The 24,053-nt window shown below is 72.4% G+C and carries 23 protein-coding genes and 2 tRNA genes; 13 read left to right on the top strand and 12 right to left on the bottom strand.

The features are described from left to right. The 3 genes from FVA95_RS22395 to FVA95_RS30945 form a co-directional block, all read right to left on the bottom strand. Positions 1 to 217 (bottom strand): sigma factor-like helix-turn-helix DNA-binding protein (locus FVA95_RS22395; RefSeq protein ID WP_193564260.1); only part of this gene is annotated, 217 nt, incomplete at its 3' end. 55 nt (positions 218 to 272) lie between these two features. Further along, entirely contained in the window at positions 273 to 926 is a 654-nt protein-coding gene (locus tag FVA95_RS22390; protein WP_205015936.1) for an IS630 family transposase, read from the bottom strand. A 152-nt stretch (positions 927 to 1,078) separates the two neighbouring features. Then, complete coding sequence (locus FVA95_RS30945; RefSeq protein ID WP_161992393.1) at positions 1,079 to 1,216, bottom strand: hypothetical protein; 138 nt, start codon at positions 1,214 to 1,216, stop codon at positions 1,079 to 1,081. A gap of 63 nt (positions 1,217 to 1,279) precedes the next feature. Here FVA95_RS30945 and FVA95_RS22385 point away from each other — a divergent pair, with 63 nt between their 5' ends. Continuing rightward, positions 1,280 to 1,612 carry a hypothetical protein gene (locus FVA95_RS22385; RefSeq protein WP_149665908.1) on the top strand — a complete coding sequence of 111 codons (333 nt, stop codon included), beginning with the start codon at positions 1,280 to 1,282 and terminating at the stop codon, positions 1,610 to 1,612. On the opposite strand, the gene cutA is transcribed toward FVA95_RS22385, so the two are convergent. The 4 genes from cutA to FVA95_RS22370 form a co-directional block, all read right to left on the bottom strand. Then, positions 1,568 to 1,888 (bottom strand): divalent-cation tolerance protein CutA, encoded by a 321-nt coding sequence (cutA, locus tag FVA95_RS22380; RefSeq protein WP_149665907.1) that lies wholly within the window; start codon positions 1,886 to 1,888, stop codon positions 1,568 to 1,570. The genes FVA95_RS22385 and cutA overlap by 45 nt on opposite strands. A gap of 154 nt (positions 1,889 to 2,042) precedes the next feature. Next, positions 2,043 to 2,210: a hypothetical protein gene (locus FVA95_RS31505; RefSeq protein ID WP_164514894.1), complete on the bottom strand. Its 168-nt coding sequence runs from the start codon at positions 2,208 to 2,210 to the stop codon at positions 2,043 to 2,045. A gap of 249 nt (positions 2,211 to 2,459) precedes the next feature. After that, on the bottom strand, positions 2,460 to 4,262 hold the full coding sequence (locus FVA95_RS22375) for a tyrosine-type recombinase/integrase (RefSeq protein ID WP_149665906.1): 1,803 nt from the start codon (positions 4,260 to 4,262) through the stop codon (positions 2,460 to 2,462). A 91-nt stretch (positions 4,263 to 4,353) separates the two neighbouring features. Beyond that, positions 4,354 to 4,427 (bottom strand) — tRNA-Gly (locus FVA95_RS22370). A gap of 120 nt (positions 4,428 to 4,547) precedes the next feature. Between FVA95_RS22370 and FVA95_RS33125 the strand changes: the two genes are divergently transcribed. Further along, entirely contained in the window at positions 4,548 to 5,372 is an 825-nt protein-coding gene (locus tag FVA95_RS33125) for a sigma-70 family RNA polymerase sigma factor (protein WP_240051668.1), read from the top strand. 64 nt (positions 5,373 to 5,436) lie between these two features. Here the strand turns inward: FVA95_RS33125 and FVA95_RS22360 are convergent, their stop codons facing one another. From FVA95_RS22360 to FVA95_RS22350, 3 genes are all read right to left on the bottom strand, one after another. Beyond that, a complete protein-coding gene (locus tag FVA95_RS22360; RefSeq protein ID WP_149665905.1) occupies positions 5,437 to 5,877 on the bottom strand; it encodes a hypothetical protein in 441 nt (146 codons plus the stop codon). 216 nt (positions 5,878 to 6,093) lie between these two features. Then, positions 6,094 to 6,312: a cold-shock protein gene (locus FVA95_RS22355; RefSeq protein WP_149665904.1), complete on the bottom strand. Its 219-nt coding sequence runs from the start codon at positions 6,310 to 6,312 to the stop codon at positions 6,094 to 6,096. Between the two features lie 121 nt (positions 6,313 to 6,433). Further along, a tRNA-Pro gene (locus FVA95_RS22350) sits at positions 6,434 to 6,510 on the bottom strand. A gap of 144 nt (positions 6,511 to 6,654) precedes the next feature. Here FVA95_RS22350 and FVA95_RS22345 point away from each other — a divergent pair. From FVA95_RS22345 to FVA95_RS22320, 6 genes are all read left to right on the top strand, one after another. After that, positions 6,655 to 11,928, top strand: coding sequence for a glutamate synthase-related protein (locus FVA95_RS22345; protein WP_240051667.1), 5,274 nt, complete (start codon positions 6,655 to 6,657; stop codon positions 11,926 to 11,928). Continuing rightward, entirely contained in the window at positions 11,925 to 13,646 is a 1,722-nt protein-coding gene (locus tag FVA95_RS22340; RefSeq protein ID WP_240051666.1) for a sulfite reductase flavoprotein subunit alpha, read from the top strand. The genes FVA95_RS22345 and FVA95_RS22340 overlap by 4 nt, the downstream gene beginning before the upstream one ends. A gap of 15 nt (positions 13,647 to 13,661) precedes the next feature. Then, complete coding sequence (locus FVA95_RS22335) at positions 13,662 to 14,537, top strand: hypothetical protein (protein WP_149665903.1); 876 nt, start codon at positions 13,662 to 13,664, stop codon at positions 14,535 to 14,537. 73 nt (positions 14,538 to 14,610) lie between these two features. After that, the gene (locus FVA95_RS22330) at positions 14,611 to 15,312 is read left to right on the top strand and encodes a CHRD domain-containing protein (RefSeq protein WP_149665902.1); all 702 of its coding nucleotides are present in this window, start codon (positions 14,611 to 14,613) and stop codon (positions 15,310 to 15,312) included. After that, the gene (locus FVA95_RS22325) at positions 15,299 to 15,907 is read left to right on the top strand and encodes a sortase domain-bontaining protein (protein WP_149665901.1); all 609 of its coding nucleotides are present in this window, start codon (positions 15,299 to 15,301) and stop codon (positions 15,905 to 15,907) included. The genes FVA95_RS22330 and FVA95_RS22325 overlap by 14 nt, the downstream gene beginning before the upstream one ends. Positions 15,908 to 15,974: 67 nt before the next feature. Next, positions 15,975 to 17,141 (top strand): FtsW/RodA/SpoVE family cell cycle protein, encoded by a 1,167-nt coding sequence (locus FVA95_RS22320; RefSeq protein ID WP_149665900.1) that lies wholly within the window; start codon positions 15,975 to 15,977, stop codon positions 17,139 to 17,141. Here the strand turns inward: FVA95_RS22320 and FVA95_RS22315 are convergent. Next, positions 17,134 to 17,802 carry a zf-HC2 domain-containing protein gene (locus tag FVA95_RS22315; RefSeq protein ID WP_149665899.1) on the bottom strand — a complete coding sequence of 223 codons (669 nt, stop codon included), beginning with the start codon at positions 17,800 to 17,802 and terminating at the stop codon, positions 17,134 to 17,136. The two genes, FVA95_RS22320 and FVA95_RS22315, sit on opposite strands and share 8 nt — an antisense overlap. A 66-nt stretch (positions 17,803 to 17,868) precedes the next feature. On the opposite strand from FVA95_RS22315, the gene FVA95_RS33530 reads away from it, so the two are divergent. Both FVA95_RS33530 and FVA95_RS22305 read left to right on the top strand, forming a co-directional pair. Further along, positions 17,869 to 18,255 (top strand): Na+/H+ antiporter NhaA, encoded by a 387-nt coding sequence (locus FVA95_RS33530; protein ID WP_368667351.1) that lies wholly within the window; start codon positions 17,869 to 17,871, stop codon positions 18,253 to 18,255. Then, positions 18,158 to 19,210: a Na+/H+ antiporter NhaA gene (locus tag FVA95_RS22305; protein WP_368667350.1), complete on the top strand. Its 1,053-nt coding sequence runs from the start codon at positions 18,158 to 18,160 to the stop codon at positions 19,208 to 19,210. Before FVA95_RS33530 ends, FVA95_RS22305 begins: the two co-directional genes overlap by 98 nt. 33 nt (positions 19,211 to 19,243) lie before the next feature. Here the strand turns inward: FVA95_RS22305 and FVA95_RS22300 are convergent, their stop codons facing one another. Then, positions 19,244 to 20,503 carry an acyl-CoA dehydrogenase family protein gene (locus FVA95_RS22300; RefSeq protein WP_240051665.1) on the bottom strand — a complete coding sequence of 420 codons (1,260 nt, stop codon included), beginning with the start codon at positions 20,501 to 20,503 and terminating at the stop codon, positions 19,244 to 19,246. A 236-nt stretch (positions 20,504 to 20,739) separates the two neighbouring features. On the opposite strand from FVA95_RS22300, the gene FVA95_RS22295 reads away from it, so the two are divergent. The 3 genes from FVA95_RS22295 to FVA95_RS34005 all read left to right on the top strand — a co-directional run bounded on the left by FVA95_RS22295 (position 20,740) and on the right by FVA95_RS34005 (position 24,003). After that, positions 20,740 to 21,108 carry a DUF4870 domain-containing protein gene (locus tag FVA95_RS22295; protein WP_149665898.1) on the top strand — a complete coding sequence of 123 codons (369 nt, stop codon included), beginning with the start codon at positions 20,740 to 20,742 and terminating at the stop codon, positions 21,106 to 21,108. A gap of 157 nt (positions 21,109 to 21,265) precedes the next feature. Continuing rightward, on the top strand, positions 21,266 to 22,042 hold the full coding sequence (locus tag FVA95_RS22290) for a hypothetical protein (protein ID WP_149665897.1): 777 nt from the start codon (positions 21,266 to 21,268) through the stop codon (positions 22,040 to 22,042). Positions 22,043 to 22,590: 548 nt separating this feature from the next. Beyond that, a complete protein-coding gene (locus FVA95_RS34005) occupies positions 22,591 to 24,003 on the top strand; it encodes an NlpC/P60 family protein (RefSeq protein WP_193564402.1) in 1,413 nt (470 codons plus the stop codon). Positions 24,004 to 24,053: the final 50 nt, after the last annotated feature.

The raw sequence follows: 24,053 nt of genomic DNA, 5'->3' as shown, positions 1-24,053 counted from the left end.
TCCGCGGGAACTGCGCCAACAGAGCCCGCACCTGCGGCTCGACCGCATCAGCCAGCGAACCCCGCGGGCCCCGTTCCCGCCGCGGTGGGCCCGGCGCCCGCAGCGCCGAACGCACCGTGTTCCGCGCGACTCCCAGCCGGCGGGAGATCTCCTTGATCGGGACACCCTCCGCCCGATGCAGACGACGGATCTCGGACCAGTCCTCCACCGACAACACCCCCTCAGCGTCGCCCAGAAGGGGTCAATCCCAATCCGACGTCAGGGGGTCAGTCTCAGGCCGTCGTCGACACCGGACGGCCGCTGGGGAACCAGCCCCGCCCAGGTCGAGGTTGCAGGTTCAGCGGCCCGAACTCATCCACGCAGATCACCCGCCCGCCATCGGGGATCTGACCTGCGGCCGAGCGGTCGTAGAGCTCGAGGATCCGGTCCATCTTGGCCCGGAACTCCGGGTCGCAACTGGCCTTCCAGGTCTTCGTGGCCCGCCAGCGCACCCCGGCGGCGCGCAGGACCCGGCGCACACCCTCGGTGCTGATCACGACCCGGTGCGCCGAGGCGAGGTGCTCGACCAGCTTCGACAGGCTCCAGGTGGTGAACGGTAGCCCGGCCTGCTGCGGCGGTGTCCGAGCGACCCGACAGATGATCTCGTGGACGTGGGGGCCGAACCTACGAGGTCGGCCCCCGCTCCATCTTGGGTCCAGCGCCGCGAACCCCTGCTGGTTGAACGCGTGGATCACCTCCCGCGCGTACTGTGCCGTCGCGGCGAACATCGCTGCCGCCTCGCCGGCGCTGCGCCCCTGGACCGAGGCCAGCACGATCCCCGCCCGCCGCAGACCGACCCTGTCCCGGGCCGTGCGGGTGATCTTGATCAGACGCTGCGCCTCAGCCGGATCGAGCTCCCGAACGAACACCTCGGGTTGCCGTGCCATCGCCCACCTCCGGCGACAGCCTCCCAGCCCGCCGAACCGACTCGGTTACGACGCCAACGTTCTGAGACGAGGCACTAGCCGGGAACGCCCTCGCCTTCCACGCCTACCAGCTCATCGCGCTCGGCAAGCCCGCACAGACGATCTCCGAGAAGTCAGTCCAGGCCGCCGGCCAGGACGGCGTCGACCCCGGCGTCCGCGCCCTGCTCTACTCCCGCGCCGCCTGGACCTTCGCCCTCGACGGCGACGCCGACACCACCGCCCGCTGCCTCGGCCTCGCCGAGGAGGCCCACGCCATCGCCGGAGCCCGCACACCGGACTACGCTGCCTGGCTCGACGCCGACGAGCTGGCCATCATGACCGGCCGCTGCTGGTCCGAACTCCGCCGGCCGCTGCGCGCCGTCCCCGTCCTGGAGAGCGCGCTCGGCCGCTACAGCGACGCGCACGCCCGCGACAAGGCGCTCTACTCCTCGTGGCTGGCGCAGAGCTACGCCGACGCCGGGGAGGTCGAACAGGCCGCCGAGACGATCTCGGGCAGCCTGCGGGCGATGGGGAACGTCGCCTCGGTGCGGCCACGTCAGCGGCTCGCCGAGGTCGCCGGACGGCTCGGGCAGCAGTATGGCGACGTCCCCGCCGTGCGGGAGCTACTTCGCAGTGACGCGCTCCACCCACTCGACGTACGCCGCTGACGCACGGGCGATCGGCACCGCCGTCACCTCGGGGTTCTGCCACTCGTGGTGCTCGATGAGGTGCGCCTCCAGCTCGTCGTAGCGCGCGGCGGTGGTCTTGAACGAGACCACCCACTCCTCACCCTCGCCGAATTCACCGGCGTGCCAGAAGACTGAACCGACCGGGCCGCTGACTTGTCCACCGGCCGCGAGCCCGGCAGAGATCGCGGATCGCGCGAGAGCGACCGCTGCATTGCGCGACACCGTCGCGGTGCTGACGGTGAGGATCTCGGTCATGGCCCGAGCCTACGGCTGCACCGCGGTCTTCTCGGTGGACTTGATGTCCGTCACCGGGACGGTCCGAAACACTTCACTACGTTCTTCACGTGTGCCACGGTGACGAGCCCGGGATGGGCGTACTACAGATACGCCCATCCCGGGTTCTGTCACCTCAGGCGTGCTGACGCAGGCGCCAGGTGACCGCCTTGCCGCTGTACGGCGGCATGGTCTCGCCCTTGGAGATGGGCGCGGTGGTGGTCGGCGTACCGACGACCTCCCAGACGCCCGACGCCGGGCACCGCTCGCCGGTGCGAGCGGTAGTACCGATTGAGACGGTCATGTTGGTCCTCCTCTCATCTGATCGGATGCGGCGCGACTGGTGTAGCGCCTGCCTCAAGGGTGCTGACACAGATGTGGTTCGTCCACGCGAATCGACACATTCCCGGCGACCGTCCGTGCCGGAGCGACGAACGGTCTCACTCGACCACCCGTTCGGGTGATGCTTGTGACCAGCGGTTATAGATAGACCGCCGAACGGTCGAGCTGCCCGCCGAACGAACTCGATCGGGGATCGAGTTCGCAGGGCCGTTCACCACCGGAGAGTGATGACAGAAGCGTCTCCCGGCCGACGAAGATCGAGCTCGAAGCGTCCGATCCACGCTTCGCCGTCGTCCGTTCCATCGGGGTCCTCGATTCGCGCGATTCCGAGGAGATGCCGGCGGAATCCGTCCAGGTCGTCGAGCGAGCCGCTGACGATCCGCGCACGAGAGTGCAGCCCGGCCGGCCCGCGGAGCGTCGCGAGCCACTGCACGTTCGCCACCTCCTCGGCTGGCGGCTCCAACGAGTGCGAGGCAGGCGCCCCGTGTACGACCGGGCTGGCCGGAGTCGGCGCACTCGCGGTCAGGACCGGACGTCCACCGACGACCACTACCGCACCTCGGTCCTTCAGCAGACGCACGGCGCGCCGCGCCGTCGACAACGACACCCCTGCCTCAGACGCGATCTGCTCCGCGGGCGGAAGCGCATCCCCGACGCCGAGTTCGCCCCGTGCCGACTTCGCGACGATCGCGTCCGCCAGGTGCTCGTACGGGTGCTCCGACACCCGGACAGCCCGGCGCGCCTCCTCCGCCCGGCTGGGCCGCTCCGGCATCCGCGCTCCGAGCCCGGTCGCCGCCCGCTGGTCCCCCTCCGACACCCACGCCGTGTAGGTCTTCAACGTCGTGGTTCCTCCGTCCCCGTGTCCCAGCCGCCCCGCGACCGTCCGCGGGTCGACCCCACCCACGATCAGCTCCGTCGCCGAGTAGTGCCGCAGCTTGTGGAACGTTGTCACGATCCCCAGCTTCTTCGCCATCCGGTCGTAGCGCTGGGTCACGCTGTCCGGCGTCGGGAACGTCGCACCGTCGGCCGCAGTGCTGAACACGAACGCGTCCTGCACCAGCTCGATCCCGAACATCTCCGCACGCTTCACCACCCGGGCGCGCAGATCCGTAAGCACCGCGACCGTCTCGGCGTCGAGCGCGATCCGGCGCTGCTGGTGGGTCTTGAGGTCACCCTCGATCCAGCCGTCGTCGCTCTTACGGATCCCGCTCTGCAACCAGAGCGTCTCGCGGCCCTCCTGGAAGTTGAGCCACGTCCACCGGACCGCGCACAGCTCGCCCCGGCGGGCGCCGGTCGTCATCGCCGTCCAGATCAGGGCGCCCCAGTCCGGGTCGTCCCACGCCTTGTTGAGGAGCCGCGCGGCCTGCTCTGCGCTCGGCGGCCGCGGGTTCGACCTCGGGGCCGGCGGCGGCTCGGCCTGGGCGAGCGGGTTCACCGCGACCCAGCGCCAGCGCACGGCGCGCTTGTAGGCCCCGGAGAGGATGAAGTGGATGTGCCGGACCGTCGTCGCCGAGAGCGGCTTGCAGCGGTGCGGGCGGCACCGGTCGTCGCACTCGTGGTCCCGGCGGGTCCGGTGGTCGACGAGCCCGGACCCGGAGCAGTGGATCCGGCAGCGGCGCAGCTCGGCGTAGAACGAGTCCAGGATCTCGGGGTCCAGGCGACCGATGTTGATACGCCCGAGCAGCGGGGAGATGTGGTTCTTCACGTGCCCGCGGTACATCTGCAGGGTGTTCGGCGCCCCGGCGAACTGGTCGAGGTGGCGCCGCACCAGCTCGTCGACCGTGGCGTTGGTCCGCGGGTTGCGGCGCTCCTCGACCTGGGCAAGCAGCCGGGCCCGCACGGCCTCGGCCTCGCGCTGCGCCTTCTTCCCCGGCTGGACCAGCTCGGTGAGGTAGTGCCGGCGTCCGGACACCGGGTCGATCCCGGCGTAGACCCGGACGCGGATGGTGCCGCTCGGAAGCGTGGTGATGCTGCCCCGTGCTCGGGCGGTGCTCGCGGGCTGTCGACCTGCCATGCAGTCAACGCTAGGACCGACTCGCACCACGTTTGATGCACGAAGTCTGTCTCAAGATCAGAGCCGATCAGCGTTTCCGCTGGTCAGATGGTGGAGCGGGCGACGGGAATCGAACCCGCGTAGCCAGTTTGGAAGACTGGGGCTCTACCATTGAGCTACGCCCGCATGCCCCGATCTCGCCGATCAGGACCTCCACAGCGTATCCCACACCGGCCCCGTGAACATCCCCGCCCCCGGGTACGTACACACCGGCCACAGGGACGTTCAGGAGGTTCGCAGACACCGATGAAGGCGCCCCACCGCAGGCTGCGCTCCGTCGATACGCGCGCCGCAGAACCCGGGCTCGACACCGAGCAGGGGCTCCGGGCCGCGTACACGGCGCACGGAGCCGAGCTCTACCGCTACGCCCTGCGTCAGCTCGGCGACGAGGGCGCGGCCCAGGAGTCCGTGCAGGAGGTCTTCCTGCGCGCCTGGCGTCGTGCCGACTCCTACGACCCGTCGATCGCCAGCCTGCGGGTGTGGTTGTTCGCCATCGCCCGCAACGTGGTGATCGACGAGATCCGTAGGGTCGCGGCGCGGCCGTGGCGCCGCAGGCTCACCGACGAGCCCGACCCCGGGAACGACTCTGTCGGCCCGGCCGACGACGCGCTCGTCGACGGCTGGCTGGTCGAGGAGGCGTTGCGGCGGCTCCGTCCGGAGCACCGGCAGGCGATCGTCGAGGCGTACCTGCGGGGCCGTCCGCACCGAAGCGAAGGGGCTGCTCGTCGCAGGCTCGCTGTTGCCGGCACCGGCTGTCCCGATCGATGCCACGGGACTTCCGGCCGAACCCGGCTCATGGGCAGGGCCACGACGGTGGATCGTGCGCCTCGCGCCCGATGCCATCCCCACCCAGGAGGCCGGCGCTCGACTGACGCTGCGTTTGTCCGACGGAAGCACGCGAGTGTTCACCGTGACGGCCAGCCGCACGTTGAGCACCGACCAGGCCGCCACCGCAGGTGGTCCGCTGGTCGTTGTGATGCCGACGGGCACTGCGGACAGATGGCAGGTCGCGACGGCCAGGTAGACGGTCTATGTCGAGGCGCACCCGCTGTGCGTGGGGGCTGGGCCTGAGGATCGCGAGATCGATGCGCCTCGTCGTCGACGGGCACGCCGGCTGTCAGCCTGCGACGACGACTCATTCCGGCTCAGGAGGCACGGGGAACGGCGTGAGCTGCAGACCGGCTCCGGAACGGTCCACATACCCGATTGCCACCTGGTCTCCGTCGCGCTGAGCCTGCGGGTGAAGTCCGCTGCTCGTTCCGGATACCACCGGCCAGCTCTGGTGCAGGTGGTCCATGACCATTTCCTGGATGGCGTCCAGAGCACGGAGCACGGTTTCGGTCGGGATGTCTGTTGCCGTCACCGGATCGCCGGGTACGCCGAGGTCCTTCATCTCGACGACCCGCGGCGACCCCGCTCCCCGATTCGACCAGATCGAGATCTGCGTACCGACCGCCTGCGCGTGGACCCCCTCAGGGAGGAGTCCGGCAACCTCGCATGCGACATGGGCCAAAGCCTCGACGGAGACGTGCAGGCGCCACCCGGCGGGCTCATCGTACTGAAGCTCGGTGCTCATCCAGGTTCTGTCCGTGCTCATCCAGGTTCTGTCCGAACGCACTCACGAGACGTGTCAACGGCAGCGTACTGCGCCCCGTTCCTCCAGAACCGTCACATGTCGACCGCTGTCGATCCTGTTCAGCTCTTCGACCACGACGACCTACGCCCACGTCGACACCGACGATATCCGCCTCGCGCTCGATGCGATCGAGCGCGAGGCGGGAGGGGCCAGGTGTCAGAGCCGTCGTGCGCGGGTCGCGCGAAAACGGAAGCTGTCCTGCTGGGCCGGTTCGTAGTCGAACTCGACCTGGTCGCCCTGCTCGAACGCCTTGTAGCCCTCGGCCTCGATGTCGCTGAAGTGGACGAAGGCGTCGAGGCCGTCGGGCAGCTCCGGGCTGCTGATCGCACCCCAGCCCTTCTCGGCCTTGTAGAACTTCACGACCCCGGTTGCCATGCGTCGATCAGAGCAGGTCGGGCAGCCGCGGTCCACGCGGTTCCGGGAACCACTGCTGGATCAACTGCCACGTATCGATCGTCGCGTCCAGTGGCGCCGACCTGTTTCCGCAGGTCGGATGTGGTCGGGGTGGCGGGATTTGAACCCACGGCCCCTCGCTCCCAAAGCGAGTGCGCTACCAAGCTGCGCCACACCCCGTCGCCCGCAGTCTAGCCCTGCGCCCGTCCCGCCCGTCCGCCGCCGTCGACGCCGGGTGTGTCCTGCGCGACAGCGACCGGCCGTTGATCCCTCCGCTCTCCCCTTCTTAAGGTAAGCCTTCCCTTACTGAAGGAGGACCGCCACGTGGCACCGTCCGGACTGCACGACCCCACCGCGGAGCACGCGAGCTGCGGCGTCGGGCTGATCGTCCGCAAGGACGGGGTGCAGACCCACGACGTGCTCGCCCTCGCTCATCGTGCCCTCTGCGCCGTGCCGCACCGCGGCGGGATGTCCGCCGAGGGCGTCGGCGACGGCGGCGGGGTCTCGGTGGACCTCTCGGTGTCGTTCTTCTCCCGGCTCGCCGGCTGCGAGCTGACTCCGGGACGGTTCGCCGTCGCGAACGTCTTCCTCCCCGCCGACCCGGAACGCGCCGCGGCGGCCGCGGCGCTGGTCACGCTCACCCTCACGGCGCACGGCTGCACCGTCCTGGCCGTCCGCGACGTGCCGGTCGATCCGTCGGTGCTGCGCCCCGCGGCCGCCGCACAGCAGCTCCCGGTGCGACAGTGGATCGTCGAGGTCCCCGACGTCGCCGACCCGGAGCGCCTGGCGCACGGCATCCTGCTCGACGTCGAGTCGGTCGCCTACACCGACGAGACCGTCGCCGGCCTCTACCCGCTCAGCCTCTCGACCCGCACCCAGGTCCTCAAGGGACGGCTGAACTCGTGGGAGGTCGTGCCGTACTTCGCCGATCTCACCGACCCCGAGCACCGGGTGCGCAGCCTCTACTTCCACACCCGCTTCTCCACCAACACCGACCCGCACCCGTCGATGGCGCAGCCCTTCCGGCTGCTCGCGCACAACGGCGAGCTCAACACCGACCGCAAGAACCGGATCGCCGACGAGGCGCTCGCCCGCGCCCGGGGCCGCCGGATCGTGCGGCCGCCCGGGCAGTCCGACAGCGCGCGGTTCGACCAGACCCTGCACGCACGTGTGGCGGGCGACGGGCTCGACCTCGTCGCGGCCGTCGTCGCCGCGATGCCCCCGGCCTGGGAGAACGACCGCACGCTGCCGGCGCCGGTGCGTGCGATGCTGGAGTACCGGTCGCTGGTCGAGGAGATCAACGACGGCCCGGCCGCGCTGGTCTTCTCCGACGGCGAGGTCATCGGTGCCCGTCTCGACCGGCTCGGCCTGCGCCCCCTGCGGACCTGCGAGACCGCCGACTACCTGACCGTCTCCTCGGAGGCGGGCCAGTTCCCGTTCCCCGACGACGACGTGCTGCGCCGCGGCCGTATCGAGGCCGGCGGCATGCTGTGGTGGAGCACCCGTGAGCGTCGCACCTACGACACCGCGCAGACCCTGGAGCTGCTCGCCGCCCGCGCCGACCACGAGGCCCTCCTGGTCGAAGCGCGGACACCGGCGGCCGAGCTCCCGGCCGCCCCCGAGGCCCCCGAGCAGGCCCGGGGCGACGACCTCACCGTCCACCAGCGCTACGTCGCCTACGGCCTCGACGCCGAGGCGTTCCGCGTCCTGCTCGATCCGATGCTCGACACCGGCACCGAGCGCGTCTCCGCCATGGGCTACGGCAACGCCATCAACGCCCTCAGCGACCGCGAGGGCGGCGTCGCGCACTTCTTCTCCCAGCGCTTCGCCCAGGTCACCAACCCGCCGCTGGACCCGATCCGCGAGGCCGACGGCATGACCCTGCGCGTCGCGCTCGGTGCCCGTCCAGTGCACGACGGCCCGTTCCACCGCATCGTCCTCGACTCGCCCGTGCTCGACGCCGACGGCCTCGCCCGCATCGAGGCCCAGCAGGTCGTCCCGGTCGGCCGGTTCGCGCTGCTGCACGAGCCGGGGACGCTGGAGACCACGGTCGAGGGACTGTGCGCGGAGGTCGTCGCCTTCGCCCGCGACCGCGGTGGCATCGCCGTCCTCGACGACCGCGCCGTCGCCCGCGACCGGGCCGCGGTCCCCGCGGCACTCGCCGTCGCCGCGGTGAACCGTGCTCTGGTCGCGGCCGGTCTGCGCCCCGCGGTGTCGCTGGTCGTCGCGACCGGGCAGGTCTGCTCGGCGCACCACCTCGCCGTCGTCCTCGGGTTCGGGGCGTCGGCCGTGCACCCGCACACCGCGCACCTGCGCGCGGTCCAGCAGCACCCCGACGACCCCGGCGCGGCGTTCGCGCGCTTCCGCGTCGCGGCGGAGAAGTCCCTGCTCAAGACCATGGCCCGGGTCGGGCTGTGCACGATGGAGAGCTACGTCGGCGGCGAGTTCTTCGAGTCCGCCTACCTCGACACCCGCGACCCGGTGCTCGCCCGCTGGCTCCCCGAGGTCGACGCCCCGGTCGGCGGCGTCGGCTTCGCCGACATCGAGCGCTCGGTCCGCGACTGGCACGCCCGCGCGCTGACCGTCGCCGGCCCGGAGGACCTCCCGCAGCTCGGCCTGTTCAAGGAACGCTCCGACGGCGCCGGGCACTCCTACGGCGCCGCCGCCGTCACCGCGTTCACCGGTCTGGTCGACGAACGGACCGGGCTCACCGCGGGCACGGTCGACCGCGAGCTCCGGCTGCTGCCGCTCGCCGCGCTCACCGACTCCCTCGGCCTGCACGACGACGCCTACGTCCACACCGGACTGGGTGCGCTGACCGACGCCGAGATCGACGCGTCCGCGCCCACGCCCGGCTACCGCGAGCTCGTCCGGTCCCTCGCCGCCGAGCGCGAACGTCGCCCGTCCGCGCTGCGCGACGTCCTCGTCCTGCCGCCGGACCTGCGTGAGGGGCACCCCGCCGCGCTCGACCGCATCGACCCGCACGGCAACGCCTGCATCGCCGTGCGCGGGCTGCGCCGTGACGGCGACCTGCTGCACGTCGACGGCGACGCCGGCCCGCTGGCGTCCTGGCTGACCGAGCGGATCGGGGTGCCCGTCGAACGCCTCGACCACAGCACCCTGCGGGTGGCCGCGACGGGGACGGCCGCGGACCGGCTGGACCTGCTCGTCACCGCTCCCGACCCGGTCCCGCTGTCGCAGGTGCAGCCCGCCTCGGAGATCACCCGCACCCTCGCCTCGGGCGCGATGAGCCACGGCGCGCTCGTCGCCGGGGCGCACGAGGCCGTCGCCCACGGCACCAACATGGTCGGCGGGCTGTCCAACTGCGGCGAGGGCGGCGAGTCCCGCACCCGGTTCGGCACCATCCGCGGCTCCCGGGTCAAGCAGTTCGCCTCCGGACGGTTCGGGGTGTGGGCGGGCTATCTCGCCGACCCGATGCTCGACCAGGTCGAGATCAAGATCGCGCAGGGGGCCAAGCCCGGCGAGGGCGGCCAGCTGCCCGGCGCCAAGGTGACCGTCGACATCGCCGCCGCCCGCGGCGCGACGCCCGGGGTCGAGCTCGTGTCCCCGCCGCCGCACCACGACACCTACTCCATCGAGGACCTCGCCCAGCTCATCCACGACGCCACCGCGGCGCGGGTGAAGGTCGTGGTCAAGCTGGTGTCCTCGGAGGGCATCGGGACGATCGCCGTCGGCGTCGCGAAGGCCGGGGCGCACGTCATCAACGTCGCCGGCAACACCGGTGGCACCGGCGCCGCCAACGTCACCAGCCTCAAGTTCGCCGGGCGCTCCGCGGAGCTGGGCGTCGCCGAGGTGCACCAGGCGCTGTCCGCGCACGGTCTGCGCGACGCCGTCGAGCTGCGCTGCTCCGGGGCGCACCAGACCGGCGGCGACGTCGTCGTCTCCGCGCTGCTCGGTGCCGACTCCTTCGAGTTCGGGACGACCGCGCTGATGATGCTGCGCTGCGTCATGGCGAAGAACTGCAACGTGAAGTGCCCGGCCGGGATCACCACCGATGCCGACGCCTTCGACGGCGACCCCCGCGCGTTGGCCCAGTACCTGCTCGGCGTCGCCCACGAGGTCCGCGAGATCCTCGCCGGTCTCGGGCTGCGCAGCCTGCGCGAGGCCCGCGGCCGGGCCGACCTGCTGCACCTCGCGCGGCACCCGTCGCTGGTCGGGCGGCTGGACCTGCGCCGCCTGCTGCACCGTGTCACGACCCCGCAGGTCGCCGACCCGGTGCGGGTCGGCGCCCACCACGACCACGACGAGCGGTGGTCGGCCACCGTCCGGGCGGCCCTGGCCCGTGGGGAGTCCGGAGTGGACATCGACGGCGGCGTGCTGGGCAACCGGCACCGCTCCGTGGGCGGGCGCCTCGCCGTCGACGTGGAGCGGATGCTGAACCACGAGAACGTCCCCGGACCGGCACTCGTCGACGACCGCGGGCGCCGGTTCCTGCCGCAGCGGTGGCTGCGGGTCCGCACCCACGGCGCCGCGGGACAGTCGTTCGGGCTGTTCTGCAACGACGGGATGTGGCTCGTCCACACCGGCACCGCCAACGACGGCGTCGGCAAGTCCGCCTGCGGCGGCACCATCGCGGTCCGGTCGCCCGGCACCGTGCACGACGACCGGCCCGGCACCAACGTGCTCGTCGGCAACTTCGCGCTGTTCGGGGCCACCGGCGGCCGGCTGTTCGTGCAGGGCGAGGCGGGGGACCGGTTCGCGGTGCGGAACTCCGGGGCGAGCGCCGTCGTCGAGGGGCTCGGCGACTTCGGCTGCGAGTACATGACCGGCGGGGCCGTGCTGAACCTCGGCGCCGCGGGGTCGGGTCTGGGCAACGGCATGTCCGGCGGGTTCCTCTACCAGTACGACCCGACCGGGACGGTCGGGTTCTCGACCGACTCGGTCGATGTCGCACCGGTCTCGGGGTTCCACACGACCGCCGTCCGGCTGCTGCTGGAGTGGCACGTCGAGGCGACCGGTTCGCCGCTGGCCACCCGGCTGCTCGAGGACTGGGAGCGCGAGCGCGCGCACCTGCTCGTCGCGACCCCGCGGTCGCTGCGGCTCTACCAGGATGCCGAGGAGATCCTCGCCGCCCGCACCCGGCGCGAGCTCGTCGACGAGCTCGCCGCCGCCCTCGCCGCGCACCAGCTGCGCCGGCACAAGCTCGCCCAGCGCGACGGCGTCCCCGTCGCGTCCGGGGTGGTACCCGACGGCGACGCCGGGGAGGAGATGTTCGTCCTGCTCAACGGACTGACCGTGCAGACCGTCGCCGAGGAGGTCGCCGCCCGCCGCGGCGTTCCCGTCCGCACGCTGCTGCTCACCGAGGACCATGCCGTCCGGACGCGGCTGGTGCGCTACGCCCGCGACGCGCTGGCCGGCTACACCGACGACGAGCTCGCCGTGCTGGTCTCGGACAAGCGCGTCGGCGACCTCAAGCGCTCCCTCGCCCGGCGCGACGTGTACGGCACCGACAGCCCCGGCACCTACGGCTGGATCCTCGCCCAGGACGCCGCCAACACCGCACGCCTCGGCCGGATCCCGAGCGTCGAGGAGCTGTTCGCGGCCCGCGCCGCACCGGACCTGGTGGGTGCCCCGTGATCGCGCCGCCGCCCCCGGCCGAGCTGGGCGACCTGGCGATCTCGCCGGACGCCCCGTTCACCGCCGAGCAGCGCATCTGGCTGTCCGGCTACCTCGCGGGCGCCCGCAGCGCCGCCGCACCCGTCCGGAAGGAGTCCGGGATGACCCCGGTGCACGTGCTGTACGGCACCGAGACCGGCAACGCCGAGTACGTCGCCGACCTGCTCACCGAACGCCTCACCGAGGCCGGCGTGCCGTGGGAGCTGCACGAGCTCGACGCGGTCGACGCCGACGCGCTCGCCGCGATGAGCAGGGTCGTCGTCTGCTCCACCTACGGCGACGGCGAGATGCCCGACAACGCCGACCTCTTCCGGAAGATGATCACCGCCGACGACGCGCCACGCCTGGACGCGATGTCGTTCGCGGTGTGCGCGCTGGGCGACGAGTCCTACGAGGACTTCTGCGCGGCCGGGCGGCTGCTCGACACCCGCCTCGCCGAGCTGGGGGCCACCCGCCTCCTGGAACGCCGCGACTGCGACGTGATGTGGGAGGACGCCTCCGCGGAGTGGTTCCCCGAGATCGTCGCCGTGCTGAGCGCCGCGCCCGCCGCGGAGGAGCCCGCACCCGCACCCGCGCCGGAGCCGGCGCGCCGCCGCGAACGCCCCGCCCCGGTGCCCGCCGTGCTCGCCCACCGGGTGCGGCTGTCCGGGCCCGCCTCGGACAAGGAGATCCACCACCACGAGTTCGACCTCACCGGCACCGGCCTGACCTACGCCGCGGGAGACTCGCTCAACGTCGTGCCCGCCAACGATCCCGCGCTCGTCGAGGCGTTCCTCGACCACCTCGGTCACGACGGCGACACCCCGGTCGGTGACCGTCCGCTGCGCGAGCTCCTGACCTGCGCGCACGAGATCGTCACGCCGTCGCGGGACCTGCTCGAGGTGCTCGCCGAGCGGGCCGCCGACGCCGGGCTGCGCGCCGCCCTGCGCGAGGACCGCGCGGCCGCCCTGTGGGACCGCGACCTGCTCGGACTGCTGCACACCGCACGGGTGCGGCTCGATCCGGAGGAGCTCGTCGGGCTGCTGCGCCCGCTGCAGCACCGGGCGTACTCGATCTCGTCGAGCCCGCTGCTGTTCCCGGACCGGGTACACCTGACCGTCGCCTCGGTCCGCTACCGGTGTGACGACCGCGCGGTCGGCGGGGTCTGCTCCACCCACCTCGCGGACCGGCTCGCCGTGGGGGACACCGCCGTCGTCTCGCTGCAGCCCAACACCGGGTTCCGGCCACCCGCCGACGACGTCGACATGATCATGATCGGGCCGGGCACGGGGGTTGCCCCGTTCCGCGCGTTCCTGCAGGAACGCGCGGCCCGCGGGGCGCGGGGCCGGAACTGGCTGCTGTTCGGCGACCGCCGCTCCGACCACGACTTCCTCTACCGGTCCGAGCTGCTCGGCTGGGCCTCCGACGGCCTGCTCACCCACCTCGACCTCGCCTTCTCCCGCGACCAGCCGGAGAAGGTGTACGTCCAGGACCGGATGCGCGAACACGGCGCCCGGCTGTACGCGTGGCTGGCCGAGGGCGCCCACCTCTACGTGTGCGGCGACGCGAGCCGGATGGCCCGCGACGTCGACGCCGCGCTGCACGAGATCCTCGCCGCCCACACCGGGGGCGAGGACGGTGCGGCCGAGTTCGTCGCCGACCTCAAGCGCGGGAAGCGGTACCTGCGTGACGTCTACTGAACCGGAGCGTGCCTCGTGACCCTGCCCCGCACCGACCTCGACGTCCTGCTCTCCCACCTGGTCGGCGAGCGGCTCGACCTCGACGCCGGCACGCTGGCGCGGCACCTTCCGCTGCTCGACGAGGTCGTCGCGACCACCGCGAACGGCAGCGCCCTGATCAGCGAGCTCGGCACCTATGCCGAGCCGACCTTCACCGGCGAGGCGTTCGGGGTCCGGGCCGACGCGGTGACCTTGCGCCTGTCCCGGCCCGCGGTCGCCGCGGTCGTCGCGACCCGGGCCGACGACGAGCGTCGCGAGCCCGCCGCGCTGTGGCTGTTCGACGGCGACGGCGCGGCCGTGCACCGCACCCATCTGCTGTCGCCCGACGCCCCGCTGGTCACCGAGGTGATGCGGCTGGCCCCGCGCGTCGACGACCCGCCCGTCGCGCCGACGGCGGTCCCCGACGAGCTCGATCACCTCGGGCTGCTCGACGCGCTCACCGACGGCGGCGGCCGAGTTCCCGACGGGCTCGTCCCGGCCGCCCCGCCGTGCGACGTCGCCCGGGCCGTCGACCTGCTGTGCCTGCTCTGCGAGCACGGCGTCCCGGCCGGGCTGGCCGTGCCGAACGGCGGCTGTCTGCAGGTCGGCACGGGATCGGTCGACCACGTCGAAACCGGTGACGTCGTCGGCGTGGTCTCCGGTGCGGTGCAGTTCGCGTTCGCCCCCGGCGAGATCGAGGCGGTGCGCCCGGTCCGCACGCACGGCCCGCACGGTCCGATGACGACGGTGCTCCTGACCGGTCCGGACGGCCGCTGCCCCGCCCTGATCGGCCAGTTCGGACTGCCGTCCACCGACGTCGTGACGGCCTGGGAGCGCATGGTCCGGGACGTGCTGCTGCACCCGATCAGGTGAGTGGTGAACGCGGCCGACGCGGTGGTCGTAGAGACGGGCAATCAAGGATGAACCCGTCAGAAAGGACACCGGGATGCACCGCACCCTGCCCCGTCTCGCCGCCGTCACCGCCGCCACCGCACTCGGCTTCGCCGCGACCGCGGGGATCGCGTTCGCCCAGGAGACCGAGGTCGGGGAGCCGTCGACGTTCACGAGCATGTACGCCGTGAGCGCCACCCCGGACACCATCGTCAACAACGACGGGCAGGCCGTCCCCGGCCAGCCCGGCGCGACCGGCGAGTTCAACTTCCGGATCAACTCCGACGACGAGATCATCTGCTACGACATCACCCTGCGCGGCGTCACCGGCGAGTACCAGAGCCCGGCCAAGACCGCGACGCACATCCACGAGGCGGAGCTCGGCAAGCCCGGCCCGCCGCGCCTGGCGTTCCCGAACCCCGAGGGCGACGGCGACGTCCGTACCTCGTCGGGCTGCCTGCAGGGCCCGTTCACCACCGGGCTCGAGGGCCCGAACGGCCAGGACACCGCCACCGGCTTCTCGCTGAAGCAGATCGAGGCGAACCCGGCCGGCTTCACCGGTGACACCCACACCGCCGACTTCGCGGCCGGCACGGTGCGCGGCCAGCTCGCCGCCGTCCCGATGGGCGGCGTCGAGACCGGCGCCGGTGGGTCCTCCTCCGACTCGACCGCGCTCTACACGGTCGGTGCCGCCGGCCTGGCCGCCGCGGCCGGTGCGGGCGTGCTGATGGCCCGCCGGGGCCGTGCGCAGGGCTGACCACAGGCGTGACCGGCGCCCGGGAGCCCTGCTGCTCCCGGGCGTCGTCGCGCTGGTGTTCCTGCTCGTGGGGTGTGCGGCACCGCCCGCCCCCGCTCCCGCCGCTCCCGTGTCTGCGGCGCCGTCCGCCGGCGCGCCGCCCGGCGCCGTCCCGGCAGCCGCCGGTGTGCCCGTCTCGCTGCACATCCCGGCGATCGGGGTGGACGAATCGCAGCTGCTCCGGCTCGGCATCGCCGACGACGGCACCGCCGAGGTGCCGCAGGACCACGACCGCGTCGGCTGGTTCGACCGCGGCACCGCGCCCGCCCCGACTGTCCTGCTCGGTCACGTCGACTCACGTGACGGGCCCGCGGTGTTCATCGACCTGGCCGACCTCGCCCCGGGCGACGTGATCGAGGTCGGCCGCGACGACGGCTCCGTCGACCGATACGCCGTCGAGCGGACCGAGCAGATGCCCAAGGACGCGTTCCCGACCTTCGCCGTGTTCGGCGGTACGTCACCGGACCAGCTGCGCCTGGTCACCTGTGCGGGCGACTTCGACCGGGGGGCACTCAGCTACCTCGACAACATGGTCGTGCACGCCCGCGCACTGTGACCTTTGCCCGACGCGCCGAGACGTCCGGTTCCACTCCGGACGCCCGGTCCGGGACCACACTGATCGGGTGACGGTGCCGCGACAGCGCGACCCGCGCCCAGCGGGCGCAGCAGCCGGACGCCCCCGGGCGTCTCGGCTCGCCCGGCTGCGCCGCGTGCCGCCGCTGCACCTGCTGCTCGGGGCGACAGGCGTGCTGCTCGCGGTCGGCGTCGTGATGGTGCTGTCGGCGTCGGCGGGCGGGCGGACCGTCGCGGACGGGATGGTGCTCACCGTCTTCGTCCGCCACCTGATCTTCCTGCTGCTCGGGGCCGGTGCGTTCGCGCTCGGGATGTGGGTGTCACCGGCCGGGCTGCGACGGTGGACGCCGTGGCTGCTGCTCGCCTGTCTCGCCGCGCTGGTGCTCGTGCTGGTCCCGGGCATCGGCGAGGTCCGCGGCGGTGCCCGCCGGTGGATCTCGGTGGCCGGGTTCACCGTGCAGCCGGGTGAGGCGGCCAAGGTCGTGCTCCTGCTGTGGGGCGCGCACGTGCTGGCCCTGCGCGGCCGTGTCGTGCGCCGGGGCCGCTACGCCGTCCTCCCACTGGTCCCGGTCGCGCTGCTGGCCGCGGCGCTGCTCATGCCGCAACCCGCGCTCAGCACGACGGTGGCGCTCGGTGTCATCGTGCTGTCGCTGCTGTTCTTCGCCGGGGCGCCGCTGCTGCTGCTCGGCGGCATGTCCGTCGGAGCGCTGCTCGGCGTCGCCGTCCTGGGGCTCACCGCCGACTACCGCCGCGACCGGATCAGCACGTTCCTCGGCGCAGGCGACGAGCTCGGCGCCGGCTACCAGTCCCGCCAGGCGCTGCTGTCCCTCGCCGACGGCGGCCTGTTCGGCACCGGCCTCGGACAGGGCCGCGCGAAGTGGGACTACCTGCCCAACGCCGCGAACGACTTCATCTTCGCCGTCATCGGCGAGGAGCTCGGGCTGGTCGGCGGGCTCGCCGTGCTGGCGCTGTACCTGCTGCTCGCCTGGGTGGGGCTGCGCGTCGCCGTTCGCACCCGGGACCCGTTCCTGCGGCTGGTGACGGCGGCGACCGTGACCTGGGTGGTCGTGCAGGCCGTGATGAACGTCGGCTACGTCGTCGGTCTGCTCCCGGTGACCGGCCAGCAGCTGCCGCTGGTGTCCGCGGGCGGGACGGCACTGGTCAGCACCCTGTTCCTGCTCGGGCTGGTCGCCAACGCCGCCCGCCGGGTCAGGTAGCCAGGCTGCCGCGCAGCACCGTGGCCCCGGCGCCGTCGACGACCCGGAACTGCTCCGCGTCGGCCCGCAGCACCGAGGAGTTGAGGTTGCAGACCATCGGCGACGCGCCGGTCCCGATGAACTCGCCCGCGCTCACCTCGCGCCCGTCCTCGGCCTCGACGACGACGCGGTAGGTCGCACCCGAGCGGAACCCGTCGCCGTCGAGCACGATCTCGACGCCCCAGGTGTGCGGGATCGCGACCGCCGTGGCCCGCACCGCAGGGTCCATCGCCTGGACCGCGACCGGCTCGCGCGGAATGCCGTCGTGGTCGCCGACCAGGTAGCCGGCGACGCCGCCGACGACCAGCGCGGCCGCGGCCGCCGCGGCGACCGGTGCCCACCGGCTCCGTGACCGGCCCGCGGTGGACGCCGGGCGCTCGGCCCGCGCCGCCGCGACGATCCGGTCGCCCAGGTCCGGTGGGGGAGCCGGGGTGTGGTCGAGCCGGTCCGGATCGACCCGGCCCAGCGCGGGCAGCACACTCGCGACCTCGGCCAGCTCCTCGCGGCACGCCGGGCAGCCCTGCAGGTGGGCCTCGAGGGTCGCCAGCTCGTCGCCCTCCAGCCGGCCGATCGCGTGGTCGCCCAGCGACTCCCGCATCGCCCGGTGCTCGTCCGGAGTCACGGTTCCACTCCCATCTCGTCCATCGCCAGTCGCAACGCCTTCAGCCCGTAGAAGACCCGGCTCCGGATCGTCCCCAGGGGTACCCCCGCCTCCGTCGCGATCTCGGCGTGCGCGAGGCGCTTCCTCGGGACCGAGTCCGGATCGGCGGTCCTGCTGGTCGGGGCGGCCGTCGTAGCGCTGGTGTGGGCCAACCTGGGGGCCGGGTACGAGTCGTTCTGGCACACCGGCCTGGCCGTCTCCTTCGGCGACGCCGCGCTCGACCTCGACCTGCGGCACTGGGTCAACGACGGCCTGATGGTCCTGTTCTTCCTCTCGGTCGGGCTGGAGATCGCCCGCGAGACGACGCTGGGGGTAGCTGCGCGGGTTCCGAGCCCTGGCCGCACCGGCCGCGGCTGCACTGGGTGGCCTCGTCGTACCCGCGTTGTTCTTCCTCGCGCTCAACGCCGGTGGTGAGGCAGCGGGCGCCTGGGGCATCGCGATCTCCACCGACACCGCGGTGATGCTCGGAGTGCTGGCGCTGCTCGGGCCGCGCTGCCCGGACCAGCTGCGGGTGTTCCTGCTGGCCCTGGCCATCGTCGACGACATCGGCGCGGTGCTGGCGATCGCGCTGTTCTACACCGACGAGGTCGACCTGCTCGCGCTGTTCGTCGCCGTCGTGCTGCTCGCCGGGCTGCTCGCCCTGCGCTGGGTGCGGTTCTGGCGGACGCCGTTCTACGCCGTCGTCGGGATCCTGTGCTGGGTCGCGGTGCTGCGCTCGGGGGTGCACCCGAGCGTCGTCGGCGTCGCGCTCGGGCTGCTGGTCAACGCCTACGCCCCGCGCCGCACGGAGATGGTCGAGGCGGTGCGGATCGGCAAGAACTTCCTGCTCGACCCGACCCCGGAGCGGGCCCGCACCGCCCGCGCGGTCGCGGTCGCCGCCGTCTCGCCGAACGAGCGGCTGCAGCAGGCGATCCAGCCGTGGAGCAGCTACGTCATCGTGCCGCTGTTCGTGCTCGCCAACGCCGGCGTGGTGCTCTCGTCGGAGACCCTGTCCGCCGCGGCGACCTCGCTGCTGACCTGGGGCATCGTGCTCGGGCTGGTGGTGGGCAAGCCGATCGGCGTCGCCGTCGGGACGTGGGTCGCGCTGCGCACCGGGCTGGGACGGGTGCCGGACACGCTGCGCTGGGGGCAGCTGCTCGGCGGCTCGGCGCTGTCGGGCATCGGGTTCACCGTGGCGCTGTTCGTCACCGAGCTCGCGCTCACCGACGAGCTGCTCATCGCCGAGGCGAAGATCGGGATCCTCACCGGGTCGGTGCTGGCCGCGCTGTCGGGCTGGCTGGTGTTCCGGCTGGCCGGCGAGCGCGGTGGGCAGTGCGCGCCGAGTGGGCTGCCGATGCTGCCGCCGCGTCCGTGGCGGCCGGTGGACTGAGCCGGCCGCCACGGCCCGGGTGCGACGACGGGCTCAGCCGGTGACGTCGCGCCCGATCAGCTGCCGGGCCACGATCCACTGCTGCAGCTCGTTGGCGCCCTCGAAGATCTCCAGGATCTTCGCGTCCCGGTACATCTCCTCCAGGCGCACCGACTCGCCGGACTCCGACACCTGCCGGGCGAAGCCCAGCGCGCCGTGGATCTGGATCGCCTCGCGGACGAGGTCGTTCGCGAGCCGGGTGCCGTAGGCCTTGGCCATGGCGGCCTCGGGCTCGGCCGACCGGTCGCCGCGGTCGAGCAGGGTCGCGGCCTTCTGGTAGAGCGTGCGGGCGCACTCGATCTCGGTCGCGCGCTGGGCCATCGTGAACTGCCAGTGCTGCATCGCGCCGAGAGGTCCGCCGAAGACCTGCCGCGTGCGCAGCCGCTGCACGGCCAGGTCCAGTGCGGCCTGGGCGACGCCGACACCCGCCGCGCCGATCCCGATCCGGCCCCGGACCAGCGCGGACAGGGCGACACCCAGCCCCGCGCCCCACTGGCCGAGCAGGTTCCCGGCGGGGACCCGGACGTCGTCGAACACGATGTCGGCGGTGATCTGGCCCCGGTGGCCCATCTTCAGGTCGGGGGCACCGATCCGGATCCCGGGGGTGGACAGGTCGACGAGGAACATGGCGGCCCGGTCGCTGCCCGCCCCGGCGCGCACGAGCACCGACACCCAGCCGGCGACGACGCTGTTGGTGATCCAGCGCTTGCGCCCGTTGAGCAGGTAGTCACCGTCGGCGGTCGGTTCGGCGACGGTCTGCATCCGCTCCGCGGTGAGGTCCGAGCTGGTCTCCGGCTCGGTCGTGGCGAAGGAGAACGCGGTGCGACCGCTGGTCAGCTCGGGGATCAGCCGGGCGCGCAGCTCGTCGGAGGCGTAGGTGAGCGTCTGCGGGACGAGGATGCACTGGCCGTCGTAGACGCCCGCCATCGAGCTCGAGTGGTAGGCGATCTCCTCGGTGACCGTGCAGGTGGCGAGCATCGGGTGCGCCAGCCCCGCGCCGAAGTCGGCGCCGAACGGCACCGCGAACAGGCCCTCCTCGGCGAGGCCGCGGAACGCCTCCCACGGGAAGCTGTCGGCGGACTCCTCGCGGGTGCCGATGTCGCGGGCGTGCGGGGCGAGCCGCTTCTCGACGGCGGCGCGGGCCGTCGCGCGGACCGCGACGATCTCGTCGGGCAGCCAGACGTCGTGGGTCATGCGGTCCTGCGTGCGCGGCACCTGGGTGTCGGTGCCCCGTCCCTGCTCGGCGATCGTCACGGAACGTCCCTCCTCGGTCGACTGGGCGCACAATAACAGTCATAGCTGACTGTTATTGATGTATGCCTCGACGCGGCCCGGCCCGTCCGCCCGCGCGGCGGGCTCCTGATCGGGGTCCCGAGCACCCGTCCGGGTGGTCGGGCACCGGTGTGCCGCTCGGTTCCAGCCGGCCGGCTCCACGACTGGCAGGGTGGTCGGCCCACCGGTACCGAGCCGGCCGGACCGAAAGGACCTCGATGTCGCAGCCGTACCCCGCCGAATCCAGCCGGATCGCCGCGATCCTCGCCCACCTCTCGGCGCCGATCGCCGCGATCCTGAGCGCCGGGCTGCTGAGCCTGGTCGGCCCGCTGCTGGTGTGGCTGGTCAAGAAGGACGACCCGTTCGCGCGGCGGGCCGCAGCCGGGGCGTTCAACTTCAACCTGTCGTTCTGGGTGCTGTTCATCGTCAGCTGGATCCTGATCCTCACCGTGGTGGGGATCGTCGTGGCGATCCCCCTCATGATCGTGCTGTTCGTCGTCTCCGCGTGGTGCCACATCAAGGGTGCGGTGCGGGCGTCGAACAACCGGCCCTACGACTACCCGTTCCAGCTGCGCGTGCTGTCCTGAGTCGGGGGTAGGTGGGTCAGCGGCGTCGGGCGCTGTGACGCCGCGGCACACCGAGAAGGAGGTCGATCCACCCGTCGGAACGATCACACGTCCCGACGTCGACCTCCGGAATACTCTTCTGTGACGTCCACCGTCGACCTCGCCCCGGGCGGCACACATGAAGGCACGGAACCCCCTCGACGCCGTACGCGACCGGCTACGGCTGCCTCCGTCGCGGCCCGGCACCGCGGAGGCCCGGCTGGTTCCGTACGACGACGCCGTGCGCGCTCTCGGTCGCGACGGCGACATGATGGAGTATCCCGACGACGTCCGCGTCGAAAGGATCGTCGGCACCGTCGGGCGGGCCGAGGACTTCGACGCCGAGTTCCGGCTCCGCAACCCGCAGCTGCGTGCGCGATGGGACGCGGTCGCCGAGCTGATGGCCCGGCCCGGCCAGATGGTCCCGCGGGTCGAGCTGATGCGGCTGGGGGAGATGTACTTCGTCGTCGACGGGCACCACCGTGTCTCGGTCGCCCGTGCGCGCGGTGTCGTCGCCCTCCCGGCCCGGGTGCGGTGGGTCTGCACCGTGGCCTACGCGATGGCCTGCCTGCGCGCGATGCACCTGCCCAGCAAGGCCGCCGAGCGTGAGTTCCTCACCCGCATCCCGCTGCCCGACCCGATCCGGACCGAGCTCTGGCTCGACCGCACCGCCGACTGGATGCGGTTGGCCGACGCGGCAGAGGCATGGGCCTTCCGCGAGACCCTGCGCGGCGCGCCCCTGCCGGACCGCCGGGCACTCGCCGAGCGCTGGTGGGCGGACGAGGTGACACCTCTGGTGCATCACCTCCGCCGGGCCGGTGTCGGCGTCGGCCTGCGTGACATTCAGCTCTACGCTGCCGCGACCGCCGCCCGGGACCGCCGCGGCGGGAGCGACTGGCCGACGGCGGTCACCTGACGGGCGGATCCGCTGGTCGCCCTCATGGGCAGAGCGAGGCCCCCGAGCCGGGGATCCGGAACCATGCCGGCTGCGCATGGAGAGCAGCGTGGCGAGTGCCCTTCCTGTCCAGGAGTTCGCCGGCTACGACGACCGCGCCGCAGCACCACCGAGCCGGCTACGCCCCTACGACGGCGTCGACAACGCGCTGGAAGCGCAGCGAGCAGGGCCTGTCGCCCGGCGTTTACCTCACGACCACCACGTTAAAAAGGGCCCCCTATCCAGAAGAAATGCGGAGCGGACTATGCGTGCGACTGCAGTTGATGGGATTTCTTGACGTATCTTCGCGGTATCGTAGGATGTCGTCATGCGGTGCGGAACCCAATAGTCTCGCGCGATACCCGTTTTAAACGCGGAAAGCGCGGTGCATCACGCCACGGTCATGGACCCGGACCGTGTGGGCGTCTACTCGATCATTCTGCTGGCGTGGCCGCTCCGGCTGCGCTTCGTGCACTTATTCGGGCAGAATCGTAAACCCTGACAGTTCTTCATTCTGGATCGGCACCTCCATGCCTGAAGCACGACGCAAGGAACGTGATTGTGAGCTGTTCTGGCTCCACAAGCAGGGTGAGTTCTGCCCGCATTGCGACATACCGAGTCCCCGAGCGGATCCACCTCGCCTGCGTGCTGTGATGGGTGAGCGACGCGAGCCGGTGCGATCTGTGCGTCGGGCGGCGATGCCGATGGACGGCGCTGGGCGAACGTGGCTGGGGCCGGGCTCCCGGCGTCGGCCTGAGAGATCAGATGGCATCGGGGTCTCCGCGGCGGTCGTCTCCGTCGGGCTGGTCTTGTGGTGTGTCACCTCGCTGGCCGGCTCGGGGATGGCTCCACTTCCTGCTGGGGTCGGGAACGGAGGCGGGCCGCCGGTCTCCGCACCAGCTTCCTCATCTGCTCTCCCCACGTCCGGGGTCGTCGCGGCTCCCCCGGCGGAAGGGCCGCAGTCCGGACCGGCTGCTGTCACGGTCGGTGTCGAGCCCGCGGCGGCCACTACCGCTCTGCCGGATCAGCGCGCGAAGATCGCGGTCGAGGTGGCGATGAAGCAGATCGGGCTGCCGTATGTGTGGGGCGGCAACGGCCCCGAGAGCGGGCACCGCGGCTTCGACTGTTCGGGATTGACGACCTTCGCCTACGACAAGGCGGGCGTGGATCTGCCGCGTACCGCCCACACCCAGTTCCGGCACGGCCCCCGCGTTCCGGAGAACACCCCGCTGCAGCCCGGCGACCTCGTCTTCTACGGCACCCACAAGAAGGTGCACCACGTCGGCATGTACATCGGCTCCGGCCGGATGGTCAACGCGCCGACGTTCGGCAAGCCGGTGCAGACCGCCTGGTACCGCTACAACGGCGACGACTACATCGGAGCCACCCGCCCCGCCGCGACAGGCACCGGCGCCCTGCCTGCTGTTCCGGATCCGGCCGTTCCGGAGCTCCCGGACCCGACCATCCCCGACGTCACCGAGTTCCCCGCACCACCGGCCCCGCCACTGCCGACGGTTCCGGACCCGCGGGCGCCGCAGCCACCGCAGTCTCTGACGGCGGCCGACAGCCTCCGCTCAGCCGGACCGGTCACACCACGACCGACGACGTCCACTCCGGCCATCGCGATGCCACAGCCGAGATCAGAGGGAGCTCCGACCGGCGGACCGTACTCCGAGGGTGCTCCGGACCCCACGTCGCCGCCGCCGCCCCGGCCAACCCCGGTCAGCCCCACACCCACACCCACACCTCGACCGACGCCGCCTCCGACGCCGAAGACGACCCCGTCATCCCCGTCGTCGACGTCGCCGAGTCCGACAGCACCAGTGACGCCATCACCGGCGACCTCAGCATCTCGGGCAGTAACCGAGGGCCTGTGCAACGAACGGTGGTTCCGGCCCGACACGCCGGACCTCAGCGTCCGGCGGGATGGGCACTGTGAGTGATGACATCAGACCCTATGGGCTCTGCTGAGAACGAGACGGGTTCGGGTCGG

Origin of the sequence: Pseudonocardia sp. EV170527-09, assembly GCF_008369905.1 — a bacterium.
Lineage (GTDB): Bacteria > Actinomycetota > Actinomycetes > Mycobacteriales > Pseudonocardiaceae > Pseudonocardia.
This window is presented reverse-complemented; position numbering and strand designations above follow the sequence as displayed.